Source organism: Pseudomonas sp. LBUM1661, assembly GCF_059695925.1.
This window is the reverse complement of sequence record NZ_CP166794.1, coordinates 1050775-1064771: the sequence shown is the minus strand read 5'-3', so window position 1 is coordinate 1064771 and position 13997 is coordinate 1050775. Positions and strand designations below refer to the sequence as shown.

At 59.9% G+C, this 13997-nt stretch carries 13 protein-coding genes; 7 read left to right on the top strand and 6 right to left on the bottom strand.

From position 1 onward, the window contains the following. Positions 1–3: 3 nt before the first annotated feature. The 4 genes from cyoB to hmpA all read right to left on the bottom strand — a co-directional run bounded on the left by cyoB (position 4) and on the right by hmpA (position 5792). On the bottom strand, positions 4–2034 hold the full coding sequence (cyoB, locus tag ACA057_RS04815; protein WP_497346346.1) for a cytochrome o ubiquinol oxidase subunit I: 2031 nt from the start codon (positions 2032–2034) through the stop codon (positions 4–6). A 3-nt stretch (positions 2035–2037) separates the two neighbouring features. Then, a complete protein-coding gene (gene cyoA / locus ACA057_RS04810; protein WP_401356369.1) occupies positions 2038–2982 on the bottom strand; it encodes a ubiquinol oxidase subunit II in 945 nt (314 codons plus the stop codon). A gap of 829 nt (positions 2983–3811) precedes the next feature. Then, a complete protein-coding gene (locus ACA057_RS04805) occupies positions 3812–4321 on the bottom strand; it encodes a disulfide bond formation protein B (protein WP_497346343.1) in 510 nt (169 codons plus the stop codon). A gap of 289 nt (positions 4322–4610) precedes the next feature. Next, complete coding sequence (gene hmpA / locus ACA057_RS04800) at positions 4611–5792, bottom strand: NO-inducible flavohemoprotein (RefSeq protein ID WP_497346341.1); 1182 nt, start codon at positions 5790–5792, stop codon at positions 4611–4613. 156 nt (positions 5793–5948) lie between these two features. Here hmpA and norR point away from each other — a divergent pair, with 156 nt between their 5' ends. The 5 genes from norR (at position 5949) to ACA057_RS04775 (ending at position 10389) form a co-directional block, all read left to right on the top strand. Then, complete coding sequence (gene norR / locus ACA057_RS04795) at positions 5949–7499, top strand: nitric oxide reductase transcriptional regulator NorR (protein WP_497346339.1); 1551 nt, start codon at positions 5949–5951, stop codon at positions 7497–7499. Between the two features lie 189 nt (positions 7500–7688). Next, positions 7689–8591 carry a chemotaxis protein CheV gene (locus ACA057_RS04790; RefSeq protein WP_401356360.1) on the top strand — a complete coding sequence of 301 codons (903 nt, stop codon included), beginning with the start codon at positions 7689–7691 and terminating at the stop codon, positions 8589–8591. Between the two features lie 24 nt (positions 8592–8615). Beyond that, a complete protein-coding gene (locus tag ACA057_RS04785) occupies positions 8616–9074 on the top strand; it encodes a GNAT family N-acetyltransferase (RefSeq protein ID WP_497346336.1) in 459 nt (152 codons plus the stop codon). Between the two features lie 143 nt (positions 9075–9217). Beyond that, the gene (locus tag ACA057_RS04780) at positions 9218–9544 is read left to right on the top strand and encodes a hypothetical protein (protein ID WP_497346334.1); all 327 of its coding nucleotides are present in this window, start codon (positions 9218–9220) and stop codon (positions 9542–9544) included. A 95-nt stretch (positions 9545–9639) separates the two neighbouring features. Further along, positions 9640–10389, top strand: coding sequence for a YkgJ family cysteine cluster protein (locus ACA057_RS04775; protein ID WP_497346332.1), 750 nt, complete (start codon positions 9640–9642; stop codon positions 10387–10389). A 143-nt stretch (positions 10390–10532) separates the two neighbouring features. Here the strand turns inward: ACA057_RS04775 and ACA057_RS04770 are convergent, their stop codons facing one another. Next, positions 10533–10790, bottom strand: a complete 258-nt coding sequence (locus ACA057_RS04770) for a hypothetical protein (RefSeq protein ID WP_123410172.1) — start codon at positions 10788–10790, stop codon at positions 10533–10535. A gap of 190 nt (positions 10791–10980) precedes the next feature. Here ACA057_RS04770 and ACA057_RS04765 point away from each other — a divergent pair, with 190 nt between their 5' ends. Further along, complete coding sequence (locus ACA057_RS04765) at positions 10981–11955, top strand: 2-hydroxyacid dehydrogenase (protein ID WP_497346330.1); 975 nt, start codon at positions 10981–10983, stop codon at positions 11953–11955. Positions 11956–12001: 46 nt separating this feature from the next. On the opposite strand, the gene ACA057_RS04760 is transcribed toward ACA057_RS04765, so the two are convergent. After that, the gene (locus tag ACA057_RS04760; protein ID WP_497346328.1) at positions 12002–12904 is read right to left on the bottom strand and encodes a DMT family transporter; all 903 of its coding nucleotides are present in this window, start codon (positions 12902–12904) and stop codon (positions 12002–12004) included. A 138-nt stretch (positions 12905–13042) separates the two neighbouring features. On the opposite strand from ACA057_RS04760, the gene ACA057_RS04755 reads away from it, so the two are divergent. Next, positions 13043–13918: a helix-turn-helix domain-containing protein gene (locus ACA057_RS04755; RefSeq protein ID WP_497346325.1), complete on the top strand. Its 876-nt coding sequence runs from the start codon at positions 13043–13045 to the stop codon at positions 13916–13918. Positions 13919–13997: the final 79 nt, after the last annotated feature.

Genomic DNA, 13997 nt, shown 5'->3' with positions numbered 1-13997 from the left:
GGTTTAAGCCTGTTCCAACGAGGTTTCAACACGGGTGGCGGTGGCTGGAATTTTCCCGGCCGCTACCAGACGCTTGTGCTGCTCGGCTTCGATGCGTTCGATTGTCTCGACCGGCACCATGTAGCCTTGGTCATCACGTGCAGCGTGGATCGCGAAATAGATCACGGTGCCGGCCAGACCGACGATGGCCAACCACCAAATGTGCCAGATCATCGCGAAACCGAACACGGTCAGCAGAGCGCCCATGACCACACCGGTGGCGGTGTTGTTTGGCATGTGGATCGGCTCGTAGCGAGTCGGAGCCTGGTACGCAGTACCGTTTTCCTTGGCCTCGGTGAACGGGTCGATGCTTTCTGCTTTTGGCAGCACGGCAAAGTTGTAGAACGGCGGTGGCGAAGAGGTCGACCATTCCAGCGTGTGGGCATTCCACGGGTCGCCGTGTTCGCACATGTTTTCTGGCTTGTTGCGATCACGCACGCTGACGTAGAGCTGGATCAGCTGGCAAGCAATACCGCAGGCGATCAGTACCGCACCGAACAGTGCCACGTACAGGTACGGCACCCACTCAGGGTTGGTGGAGCTGTTCAGACGACGGGTCATGCCCATGAAGCCCAGTACATAGAGCGGCATGAACGCGACGAAGAAGCCGGTGATCCAGAACCAGAACGCTGCTTTACCCCAACCTTCGTGCAGCTTGAAGCCGAACGCTTTCGGGAAGTAGAAGGCGAAGCCTGCGATGTAGCCGAATACCGCGCCGCCGATGATCACGTTGTGGAAGTGAGCGATCACGAACAGGCTGTTGTGCAGGACGAAGTCAGCACCCGGGATGGCCAGCAGTACGCCGGTCATGCCGCCGATGGCGAAGGTCACCATGAAGCCCAGGGTCCAAAGAACCTGGCTGGTGAAACGCAGACGGCCCTGGTAGATGGTGAACAGCCAGTTGAATAGCTTCACCCCCGTCGGGATCGAAATCAGCATCGTCGCCAGGCCGAAGAAGGCGTTGACGTTGGCACCCGAACCCATGGTGAAGAAGTGGTGTAGCCAAACCATGAAGCCCAGGATCGAGATGGCGCCCGATGCGTAGATCATCGAGTGGTGGCCGAACAGTTTCTTGCCCGAGAACGTCGAGATGACTTCGGAGAAGATACCGAACGCCGGCAGAATCAGGATGTAAACCTCGGGGTGACCCCAAGCCCAGAACAGGTTGACGTACATCATTGGATTGCCACCAAGTTCATTGGTGAAAATGTGGAAATCCATGTAACGGTCAAGCGTCAGCAGTGCCAGGGTAGCGGTCAGGATCGGGAACGAAGCCACGATCAGGACGTTGGCCCAGGTGCAGGTCCAGGTGAAGATCGGCATGTCCATCAGCTTCATGCCAGGGGTACGCATTTTCAGCACGGTGGCCAGGAAGTTGACCCCCGTCAGCGTCGTACCCAGCCCGGATAGCTGTAGCGCCCAGATGTAGTAATCCATCCCCACGCCAGGGCTGTATTGCAGGCCCGACAGCGGCGGATAGGCAACCCAACCGGTCTTGGCGAACTCGCCAACGCCCAGGGACAGGTTGATCAGCACCACACCGGAAACCAGCAGCCAGAAGCTCAGGGAGTTCAGGAACGGGTAGGCAACGTCACGCGCGCCGATCTGCAGCGGCACCGCAAGGTTCATCAGGCCGGTGAAGAATGGCATCGCCATGAAGATGATCATGATCACACCGTGAGCGGTGAAGATCTGGTCATAGTGTTCAGGCGGCAGGTAGCCAGGCGAACCCTCGGTGGCCATGGCCAACTGGGTACGCATCATGATGGCGTCGGCAAAACCGCGCAGCAGCATGACCATGGCGACGATGATGTACATCACGCCGATTTTCTTGTGGTCGACGGAGGTCAGCCACTCGGTCCACAGGTAGGTCCACTTCTTGAAGTAGGTGATTCCTGCGAACAGCGCCAGACCACCGAGCGCGATCATGGCGATGGTTATCATCACGATCGGTTCGTGGAACGGGACCGCTTCCCAACTTAATTTACCAAACATCGTTTACTCCTCTGCCCCGGCAGCTGAATGCGCGTTCATGTCCATCCCTTGCGTGGCGGCCACTTCCTTCTCTTTCTTCTCGTGGTTCACTTTCGGACCCGGTTTCATGCCTTCGTACTTGTCGACGATGATCTGGAACAGGTTTGGCGTGACCGAGGAGTAGAGCTCGACTGGGTTGTTCTGGCTTGGCTTGGAAAGGGCTGCGTATTCAGCTTGTTCAAGCTGTTTAGGTGCCTTTTTGACTTCACTGACCCAGGCGTCAAAATTTTCCTGAGACGTTGAGATCGCTTTGAATTTCATGCCGGTGAAACCTGCGCCGCTGTAGTTGGCGGAGATGCCTTCCATTTCAGCGTCACGGTTGGCAATCAGGTGCAGCTTGGTCTGCATGCCGGCCATCGCGTAGATCTGGCCGCCCAGGCCCGGGATGAAGAACGAGTTCATCACCGAGTCCGACGTCACCTTGAAGTTGACCGGCGTATTCGTCGGGAACACGATCTTGTTGACGGTGGCGATGCCCTGCTCCGGATAGATGAACACCCATTTCCAGTCCAGCGCGACCACTTCGATGGTGATCGGCTTGACGTCGGACTCCAGTGGACGGTACGGGTCCAGTTCGTGGGTCGACTTGTAGGTGATGTAACCCAGGGCAATGATGATCAGGATCGGAACGGTCCACACCGCGATTTCAATCTTGGTGGAGTGGTTCCATTTCGGGGTGTAGGTCGCGCTGGTGTTGGACGCGCGGTATTTCCAGGCGAACAGGAAGGTCATGACGATGACCGGGACCACGACCAACAGCATCAGCAACGTTGCGGTGATGATCAGGTTTCGCTGCTCCAGGCCAACCTGGCCCGTGGGATTGAGCAAGGTCATGTTGCAGCCTGACAGCAACAGCGTGCCGAGCAGCGGCAATAAGCCTAGTAGTCTGGGGTACCTGTTTTTACTCATCTCACGACCTCTAAAGCAGCTTGCGCAATGCAGTTGGGTTTTGATCGCCAACACTTCACCCTGCCAAGGGTTGGCATTTTTCTTGGATTGAATAAGTGGCTGCCCGTCGCGCGTCAGACGCTGTTCGACAAATCCTGGGCTAGCGTTGAGTTCTTATTCGAATTCGTGGTCAAAGGCCTTGTTACAGACCAATTCCATTTGGTGCGGATAGTTGGAAGGCACCGACACCTGGGAGTCGCATGAAGCCATCCGGCCTCTCGACGCCCTATTACTGCTCAAGCACCTGAGTAAAGGTGAGCAGCGCCGGGAATTCAGTGGTGGCGATTGTAGATACGTAGCGATTCATAAACCATGTCTCATCCCGAAATAATTTTTATCCATTCCAGCAACAATCATTAACGGTTTCTGCAAAAGTCCGGCATGTTATCGAAATTAATTCTCAACAAAAACACCAAAAATAGTAGGTCTACCACACGCAGTTCAGACAGTATCGAAGGCTCTGCACCGTCCTCCGACCTCGCTCAAGCCCCTATATGACAAGGGCTCCGGCAATTCGCCGAGGCCTGTTAAAACTGCCTGTTACGGCTTTTCCGCACTGACATCGCCCGCTGTTAAAAAACACCCGTTCTGTTGCAAAGCCGTACACCAATCAGGCACATTGAAACGCCTTGCGACACTCGCGCTGTGACAACATGTCGCACATGTGCCGCACCTGAACTTGTCGCGCATCAAGGTCATTTTGCCGACCACCGAAATGCAAAACGCCCCGGCCCTCTGAATGAGGACCGGGGCGTTTTTTTTGCGTGACGTAACGAGGGGGCGGATGACCTCAGCGCAGCGCTTTTCGATTACGCGAAATGAGCAGCGGCACCAGCACCACGATCAGCACGAAAGCAACCAGCGCCCATTGAGCGAGCGACAAGCCGAGGATCGGCGGATACGGCGTGGAGCAGAAACCGTCGACCTGGAAGCCCAGCGGGAAGATCTTCGCCAGCGGCAGACCATCGACAATCGGCTGCAGCACATCGATGCCGCAGCTGACCGCCGGATAGAACTGGGTAAAGACGTGATGCCCCGCCACCCCGACGCCCGCCAGGGCGCAGATCACCACCAGGGTTTCAAACACCGTGATGCTGCGACGCGTGCGCATCGCTGCGCCGATGAAGGCGAAGATCGCGATCAGCAGCAATGCGTAGCGCTGCAGGATGCACAGCGGGCATGGCGCCTCGCCCAAGACAATTTGCATGTACAGCGCGCCGCCGATCAGCCCCAGGCAGATGATGCCCAGCAGCACCAGATAGCGCCGCTCACGTCCCAACCGCATCGTTTCCTCGCTCATCGCGTTTCCCTTCTGAATATCGATTGCCCGCAAGTCTACACGCAGGCTCGGACCTTGGAGAGCCCGGTGCGTGTTGGGGGATGTCGGGGGGAATAGACGACAGGCCGGTTAAGGAGGGATTAACTTTTGCGGGTTTTCATAATTTAGACCGAGGTGCGGCCATTCGCGAGCAAGCCCGCTCCCACATTTGACCGCGTCGTATATAAGTCATGCATACGACGCAGATCCAATGTGGGAGCGGGCTTGCTCGCGATGAAGGCGACTCGGTCTCCCGAGTCGCCGCAAACCGTTATTCCAGCGCCGAAGCCGGCCCGAAGAACTCGTAGCGGCTTTGCTTCTCCGGCACACCCAACGCCTTCAGGTGACGCTTGATCGCCGCCATGAAACCTTTAGGCCCGAGGAAGTAGGCATCCAGGTCACGCTGCTGCGGCAACCATTCGCCGAGCTGCTCCTGGCTCAACAGGCCAACTTTGTCTGCCGCCGGGCTCACACCATCATCTTCGGCGTAGCAATAGAAGCGCTTGAGTTGCGGGTGACGCTCGGCCAACGCATCGATCCAGTCGCGGAAGGCGTGGACGCTGCCGTTACGCGCGCAGTGAATAAAGTGCACCGGCCGCTCGGTGGCCAGCGCCGCTTCGAGCATGGCCAGGGTCGGGGTGATGCCGACGCCGCCGCTGATCAGCACCAACGGCTTGTCGCTGGCGGTCAGGATGAACTCGCCCGAGGGCGGGAACAGCTGGATGCTCGAACCGACGTGCAGTTGATCGTGCAGGTGGTTGGAGGCGCGGCCACCGGCTTCACGTTTGACGCTGATGCGGTACTGGCCCTTGTTCGCCAACGCCGACAACGAGTAGTTACGACGAATCTCTTCGCCATCGAGGATCAGTTTCATGCCGATGTACTGGCCTGGCTCTGCCGCCAGAATCGGGCCTTTGTCAGCCGGTTCGAAGTAGAACGAGGTGATTTCCGCGCTTTCTTCCACCTTGGCCGCGACGATGAAGTCCCGCGCGCCGCGCCAGCCGCCCGGTGCCTGTTCCTTCTGGTCGTAGATGCTGGTTTCAGCACCGATCAGGATCTCGGCCAGTTGACCGTAGGCCGCGCCCCAGGCGCTCATCACTTCAGGGGTAGCGATCTCGTCGCCCAGCACTTCGGAAATCGCTCGCAGCAAGCAGGTGCCGACAATCGGGTAGTGTTCCGGCAGGATTTGCAAAGCCACGTGCTTGTTGATGATCTTCGCCACAAGGTCGCCCAACTGGTCGAGCTGGTCGATGTGCCGCGCGTACATCAATACGCCGTTGGCCAACGCACGCGGCTGATCACCGCTGGCCTGGTGGGCCTGGTTGAACAGCGGGCGGACTTCCGGGTACTCGGAGAGCATCATGCGGTAGAAGTGAGTGATCAACGCTTCGCCACCGCTTTCCAGCAACGGCACGGTGGATTTGACGATTGCACGGTCTTGAACGCTAAGCATAGAGTGACTCCTGAGCTTCTTGGATTACCAAATGACTGCCCCATACTTATCAGTTTTCGTGCCAACAATTAAAGCCATATAAATCAATAACTTAATATCTTTATAGTCATATCGACCAAGACTGTTTTATAGTCATACCGACTACATGGAGTCACTATGACTGCAAAATCCTTGCTGACCGCCCTGCTGCCCCTGGTCTCCGACCTGTCCCGCGAACTGCCCGAAGGCGAGCGCTATCGGCGCCTGCTCGAAGCCATGCGCGCCCTGCTCCCGTGCGATGCGGCTGCCCTGCTGCGCCTCGATGGCGAATGGCTGGTGCCGCTGGCCGTCGACGGGTTGAGCACCGACACCCTGGGCCGACGTTTCAAGGTCAGCGAACACCCACGCTTTGAAGCCTTGCTCAGCAGTCCCGGCCCGACTCGTTTCGCCGCCGACAGCGACTTGCCCGACCCTTACGACGGGTTGATCGATGGCCTCGACGATCATCTGGAAGTCCACGACTGCATGGGTTGCCCGTTGTTTATCGATGAGCGTCCGTGGGGTTTGGTGACGCTCGACGCACTCGATCCGGAACGCTTCGAGCCGATTGAACTGGACGCCCTGCAAGCCTTCGCCAGCCTCGCCGCAGCCACGGTCAACGCCGCCGAGCGCATCGAACGCCTGGCCAACCGCGCCGAAGACGAGCACCAACGCGCCGAGGTTTACCGTCAGGCCAGCGGCCAGCAAAACCGCGAGATGATCGGCCAGAGCAAGGCCCACAAACGGCTGGTCGAAGAGATCAATCTGGTCGGCGGCAGTGACCTGACCGTGCTGATCACCGGCGAAACCGGCGTCGGCAAGGAACTGGTGGCGCAGGCCATCCACGCCGCCTCGCCCCGGGCCGACAAACCGATCATCAGCCTCAACTGCGCCGCGCTGCCCGACACGCTGGTGGAAAGCGAATTGTTCGGCCATGTTCGCGGCGCCTTCACCGGGGCGATGAATGATCGGCGTGGCAAGTTCGAACTGGCGAATGGCGGCACCCTGTTTCTCGATGAAGTTGGTGAACTGTCGCTGACGGTGCAGGCCAAATTGCTGCGCGTGCTGCAAAGCGGTCAGTTGCAGCGATTGGGTTCGGATAAGGAACATCAGGTCGACGTGCGCCTGATCGCCGCGACCAACCGCGACCTGGCCGAAGAAGTGCGCAGCGGTCGCTACCGCGCCGACTTCTATCACCGCCTGAGCGTGTACCCGTTGCTGGTGCCGGCATTGCGTGATCGTGGGCGCGATGTGCTGCTGCTCAGCGGCTATTTCCTGGAGCAGAACCGCTCACGCATGAGCCTCAACAGCCTGCGCCTGAACAGCGATGCCCAAGCGGCATTGCTGGCGTATGACTGGCCGGGCAATGTGCGCGAACTGGAACATTTGATTGGCCGCAGCGCCCTGAAAGCGTTGGGCAACTGCAAGGAACGACCGAAAATTCTTAGCTTGAGTGCGGCGGATCTGGACTTGCCCAATGGCAGCCTTGAAGTCGCCGCCGAACAATCAAGCGCTGCGCCGATACCGTTGGTGGCGGGAGATTTGCGTGAAGCCACCGAGAATTATCAGCGGCAACTGATCAGCGCTTGCCTGGAACGGCACCACGATAACTGGGCGAGTGCCGCCCGTGAACTGGGCCTGGATCGGGCGAACCTTGGCCGGATGGCGAAGAGATTGGGGATGAAGTGACGGCCCCTTCGCGAGCAGGCTCGCTCCCACATTGGGATGCATTCCCCTGTGGGAGCGAGCCTGCTCGCGAAGGCGTCCTACCGTTCACCCGAATTACTAAAGCCTGCCCCCAACAAGTCGATAACCCGGCATCGATAGCTGTTGGCGATCCTCGCGGTCGCCCATCACCTTTTTCCACAGAAGGTTTTTATGTCCTCCAACAAAGCCCGCGCAGACTCACTTTCGCTTCTGCTGTTTACCTTGCGCAGCGGCAAGCTGATGGCGATCAACCTGCTGAAAGTCAGTGAAATCATCCCCTGCCCGCCGCTGACCAAACTGCCGGAGTCGCACCCGCACGTCAAAGGCATCGCCACCTTGCGCGGCGCGTCGTTGTCGGTGATCGACCTGAGCCGCGCCATTGGCGAGCGGCCGCTGGAAGACCCGAATGGCGGTTGCCTGATCGTCACCGACGTCAGCCGTTCCAAGCAGGGCCTGCATGTTCAGGCCGTGAGCAAGATCGTCCATTGCCTGACCACTGACATCCGTCCGCCACCCTTTGGCTCTGGCGGTGTGCGTTCGTACATCACCGGGGTGACGTCGGTCGACGGCACGCTGGTGCAGGTGCTGGACATCGAAAAAGTCATCCACGGCATCGCCCCGGCCCAGATCGAAATGGCCCCGACCGAACTGAGCATGGAAGACGCCGAAGTCCTCGGCAGCGCGCGGATTCTGGTAGTCGATGACAGCCAGGTGGCCCTGCAACAATCGGTGCACACCCTGCGCAATCTCGGTCTGCAATGCCACACCGCCCGCAGCGCCAAGGAAGCGATTGACTGCCTGCTGGACCTGCAAGGCACTGCCCAGCAGATCAACCTGATAGTCTCGGACATCGAAATGTCCGAGATGGACGGCTACGCCTTCACCCGCACCCTGCGCGAAACCCCGGACTTCTCGCACCTCTACGTGTTGCTGCACACCTCGCTGGACAGCGCGATGAACAGCGAAAAGGCGCGTCTTGCCGGGGCGAATGCGGTGCTGACCAAATTCTCCTCGCCGGAGCTGACCAAGTGTTTGATCGAAGCGGCCAGGGCGGTCGCTGAACAGGGTCATTGAGTGGCCAGGGACTTCTGCTTTCTGATGCGGCGCAACCTCGCTGAGGCTGTGCCTGCGATCACCTGGCCGCAGGGCATTGTCCTCAGCGACTACCGTCCCGACCTGGCAACCGAGGTTCATCGATTGATGGAACTGGGCTTTCAGGAAGGTGGCGGTCGCGTGCCGGCGTTGGAGGTTTGGCAACGGCGTTTTGAAACCGACCCCGAATACGATCCGAGCCTGTGCTTCATTGTCCTGGATGCAGACGGCATCGTCGGCGTGTGCCAGTGCTGGACCAGCGCCTACATTAAAAGCCTGGTGGTGCATCCGCGGGCTCAGCGTCTGGGTTTAGGCCGTGCGTTGCTGTTGCATGCTTTCAACGTGTTTGCCCGGCGGCGTGAAGGATTTGTCGACTTGAAGGTGCTGGAAGACAACCTTCGGGCGCAGCGGCTGTATGAAAGTGCCGGGATGTACGTGGTCCGTCGGGAGCCGGTTCCAGTCTGATACACCGTCATCGCGAGCAGGCTCGCTCCCACATTTGGAATGCATTCCCCCTGTGGGAGCGAGCCTGCTCGCGAAGAGGCCCGCACTTGCTCCATCAAACCATCAGGCATACTCCCTCCAATAACCCCAAGGATGCCTACCCCATGAAAGCTGTCACCCTGACCTTCCTCTGCCTCACCGCCCTCGCCACCCAGGCCCACGCCTCCAGCACCGATGCCTGGGCCGCCTACGATAAAGCCGTGCTCGCCAGTTGCACCAAGGCCAGCGGTCTGAAGAACGCCAAACCCGTCGGCAACGCCGCGCAGTTCGATGACCGGGTGGGCTACACCGCATTGCTGCTGCAAGGCCAGTACCCGCAAAAACACATGAAAGGCCAGCAAGGCACTGAGCTGTGCCTCTATAACAAGAAGGACAAAACCGCCTACATCACCGAATGGGACTCCATCCGCCCGACCGCCAAGGCCCAATGACCCGCAAAGGGTCTGGCGCATAATTTGCTTCGACAGCGGTCTTTGCGGCGGCATTCTGTCGCCGTTGCAGGCCCTGATAGGCGACTGACCGCTCAATGAATACGACGTTTTCCTGCGTAGGTTGCGGCAAATGCTGCAATGACCATCATGTCCCCCTGACCCTGCCTGAAGCCCGCTCATGGGCCGCCGACGGAGGCCAGGTGATCGTGTTGGTGGAAGGTTTCCTGGGCAATGGCCTGGGCCTGCCGGTGCAACAACGCGAACATGCCGAACGCCGCTCGGCGCGGGTTCAAAGCGGCGCCGCCGAGGCCTATGTCGCCATCACCTTTGCGGCCTACAACGTCGGTCCCTGCCGGAATCTTGACGAAGACAACCTCTGCCGCATCTATGAGCGCCGGCCGCTGGTGTGCCGCATCTATCCGATGGAAATCAATCCGCACATTCCACTGAACACCGCCGTGAAGGAATGTCCGCCGGAGTCGTGGGAAAAAGGACCGGAGCTGATTGTGGGCGGCAAGCTGGTGGATCAGGAACTGGCCGGTTTGATCGAACGCTCGCGCCAGGCCGATCGCGATGACATCCCGTACAAGGATGCGATTTGCGCGCTAATGGGGTTCAGGACGACCGCGTTGAAGGGCGATGGCTTTACCGCTTATCTACCGGATATGACCGAGTTCGCGACGATCATTGATGAGTTGAGCGGGCAGACGTTGCCGGAGTGGTCCAGCGAATGGCTGTTTCATGTGTCGGGGGATGACATTGCCGGGCAGGTGTTGGCGGCGGGCGCGCAAGTGGTGGCGGATGAGCCTGCGAACTATGCGTTTATATCGTTGCGGGCGGCTTGAGCTGAAAGGCGTGCTGATGGTGATGGCCCCATCGCGAGCAGGCTCGCTCCCACAGTTGACCGCGTTGCCCAGACGGACGCGATCTAATGTGGGAGCGAGCCTGCTCGCGATGACGGCAGCCCAGCCACCGCAACGCTGAAACCCTAGCGCTTACCCATCGAACGACGAGTACCCGGAGGCGCAGCCCCTGGGGTCTTGGTGTGGCCGTTCTTCGCGCCATTTTTGTACCAAGGCTGGCTGGCGTTCTTCGCCGCCGCCAGTTCGCCCGGTTTGAACGGGAACTTGAACGCCGGGATCGCGGCTTTGGTTTCGCTGTCTGCGCTGGAGTCGACGCTGTCTGGCAGGTCTGCCGGGTCGTCGCTCAAGGCGTCGGCGACCGGCGGTTGTGTCGGGGAAGTCATGAAAGCTCCGGGTGATACACATAAAGTCGGGCCCGGTGAGCGAGCCGCGAAAGGCGGCAGTATAACTGGATGGCGCGCCGCAAGCTTCAAGCTTGCAACAGCCGTTGAGCGGTTGACGTTCGGCTCGCACAAATCCCGCGAAGAATGTAGCGTGCTTACCATTCACCTCCGCCCGACGAGCCCTCCTCCGATGAAAAAGACCGTCCTCGCCTTCAGCCGCATCACCCCCGAAATGATCGAACGCCTCAAACAGGACTTCGACGTCATCGTGCCGAATCCGAAAAACGGTGACATCAACGCGCAATTCAATGAAGCCCTGCCCCACGCCCACGGACTGATCGGGGTGGGCCGCAAACTGGGCCGCGCGCAACTGGAAAACGCCGCCAAACTGGAAGTCGTCTCCAGCGTCTCGGTCGGCTACGACAACTACGACGTCGCCTACTTCAACGAACGCGGGATCATGCTGACCAACACGCCGGATGTGCTCACCGAAAGCACCGCTGACCTCGCCTTCGCCTTGCTGATGAGCAGCGCCCGCCGTGTAGCCGAACTGGACGCCTGGACCAAGGCCGGCCAATGGCAAGCGACTGTCGGTGCGCCGTTGTTCGGTTGCGATGTGCATGGCAAGACCCTGGGCATCGTCGGCATGGGCAATATCGGCGCGGCCATTGCCCGTCGCGGTCGGCTCGGCTTCAACATGCCGATCATCTACAGCGGCAACAGCCGCAAGACCGAACTGGAACAAGAACTCGGCGCGCAGTTGCGCACGCTTGATCAACTGCTGGCCGAAGCCGATTTCGTCTGCCTGGTGGTGCCGCTCAGCGAAAAAACCAGACACCTGATCAGCCATCGCGAACTGGCGCTGATGAAGCCGAACGCGATTCTGGTGAACATCAGCCGTGGTCCGGTGGTGGATGAACCGGCACTGATCGAAGCGCTGCAAAACAACCGGATTCGTGGCGCCGGCCTGGATGTCTACGAGAAAGAACCGCTGGCCGAGTCGCCGCTGTTCCAGCTGAAAAACGCCGTGACCTTGCCGCACATCGGCTCAGCGACGAATGAAACCCGCGAAGCCATGGCCAACCGCGCCTTGAGCAACTTGCGCAGCGCCTTGCTGGGTGATCGACCGCAGGATCTGGTCAACCCGCAAGTCTGGAAAGGCTAAGCGAAACGGGCAGGCGTTTCGGCGCCTGCCCGTGCGTTACACACGATCACGCCAACTTGCCATTGCCCTGCACCATCGCCGCCTTGGGTTTGCGAAACACCAGCACATTCCCCAGCATCACCAGCACCAACCCGACCAGCGCCGGCGCGGTCCATTGGTAGCCTTCGACAAACGCCGAGACATTCAGCGCCACCACCGGAAACAGCACGGTGCAATAGGCGGCACGCTCAGGTCCCATGCGCCCGACCAGCGTCAGGTACGCGGTGAAGCCGATCACCGAGCCCGGAATCACCAGGTACAGCAGCGACCCGATGTAGCGGGCATTCCACTCCATATCGAACGGAATGCCTTTGACCAGGCACCACACCGAGAGCATCGCCGCGCCATACGCCATGCCCCAGGCGTTGGTGGTCAGCGGCTTGAGCCCGGCCTTCTGCTGCAAACTGGACAACATGTTGCCCGCCGAAAAACACAGGGTTCCGAGCAGTGCCAGGGCCAAACCGAGCAAGGTTTCCGGACTCGCGGTATGGCCGGCCAGTTCAGGCCAGAACAACAGCCCCAGTCCGAACAAGCCCAGCGCGCCGCCCATCAGCACATTGCGGGCGATTTTCTGGCCGAAGAACACCCGCGCATTGAGGGCATTCCACAGGGTGGCGGTGGAAAACACCACGGCGACCAGGCCGCTGGGGATCCACTGACTGGCGGTCAGGAAGCACATAAAGTTGATGCAGAACAGGCACAGCCCTTGCGCCAGACAGATCAGGTGCCCGCGCCGGTTCATCACTTGCAGGCGCCGACTCAGCAGCAACATCACGAACAGCACCAGTGCGGCGAGGCCGAATCGATAGACGATCGACACCGGAATGGCCACCACGCCCAGCTGCCATTTCAGGGCAATCCAGGTGGTGCCCCAGATCAGCACGGTCAACAGATACAACGTAAGGTTCATGGCACAGACTCCTGAATAGGCGTTCAGTGTCCTGCGCCACGCCTTGGCGCACTTGCATAAACTTGCGCTTTTGTCGGGCCACGGGCTGGCAGCCGTATGCCTACGGAGTAGGATGCAAGGCGTTGGAGAGAACCGATCATGCCCGCACTGGAAACCCTGCAAGTCTTTCAAGCCCTCAACCGCTCGCCCAATGCTCGCCTCGAGCTCAGCGCCGAGCTCGGTGACGGCATGGCTGCAGCCTTGTGGAGCAACCATCACGACGCCCAGGATTACGAAGCGCCGAGCCACCACACCTTGTCCTGCTACATCGCCGGTGGCACCGGCACTTTCCGCCGCGGTCAGCCCGGCACCAAGGGCGGCCCGGACAAACTGTGCATCCTGCCGGCTGACCATCAGTCTGGTTGGGTGATCAATGGCGACATTCGCCTGGCCCACCTTTATTTCAGCCCCGAACAATTCGCCCTCGGCTGCGTGACCTTGCTGGACCGCGAGCCGCGCGAATTGCAGTTGCGCGAAAGCACGTTCCTCGACGACCCACAGCAGGCCCGACGCTTTCGGCAGATGATCACGCTCAATTGGGAGGAGCCGGGCGAACGCGTGCTCACCAGCAGCCTGGCCCATGAAATGCTCAGCCACGCCCTGCTCAGCCAGGTCGGCATGCGCGAAGGGTTGCGGCTCAAGGGCGGGTTGGCGGCGCATCAGCGGCGGCAGTTGGTGGAGTTCATCGACAGCCAGTTGGCCGAAGCCATCAGCCTGGGGCAGTTGGCGGGGTTGTGTGCGCTGTCGGAATACCACTTTGCGCGGATGTTCAGGGAGAGCTTTGGCTTGCCGCCGCATCAGTATGTGTTGGCGCGGCGACTGAACCGGGCGCGGGAGTTGCTGCGCTCGACGTCGCAACCGTTGGGGGAGATTGCACTGGCGTGCGGGTTTGCCAGTGCCAGTCACTTTACCCATCGGTTTCGCCAGGCGTTGGGTGGGACACCTAGGGAGTATCGGCAGGCGTTTTTGCGCTAAATGTCAGGCCGCCATCGCGAGCAGGCTCGCTCCCACATTTGGAATGCATTCCCCTGTGGGAGCGAGCCTGCTCGCGATG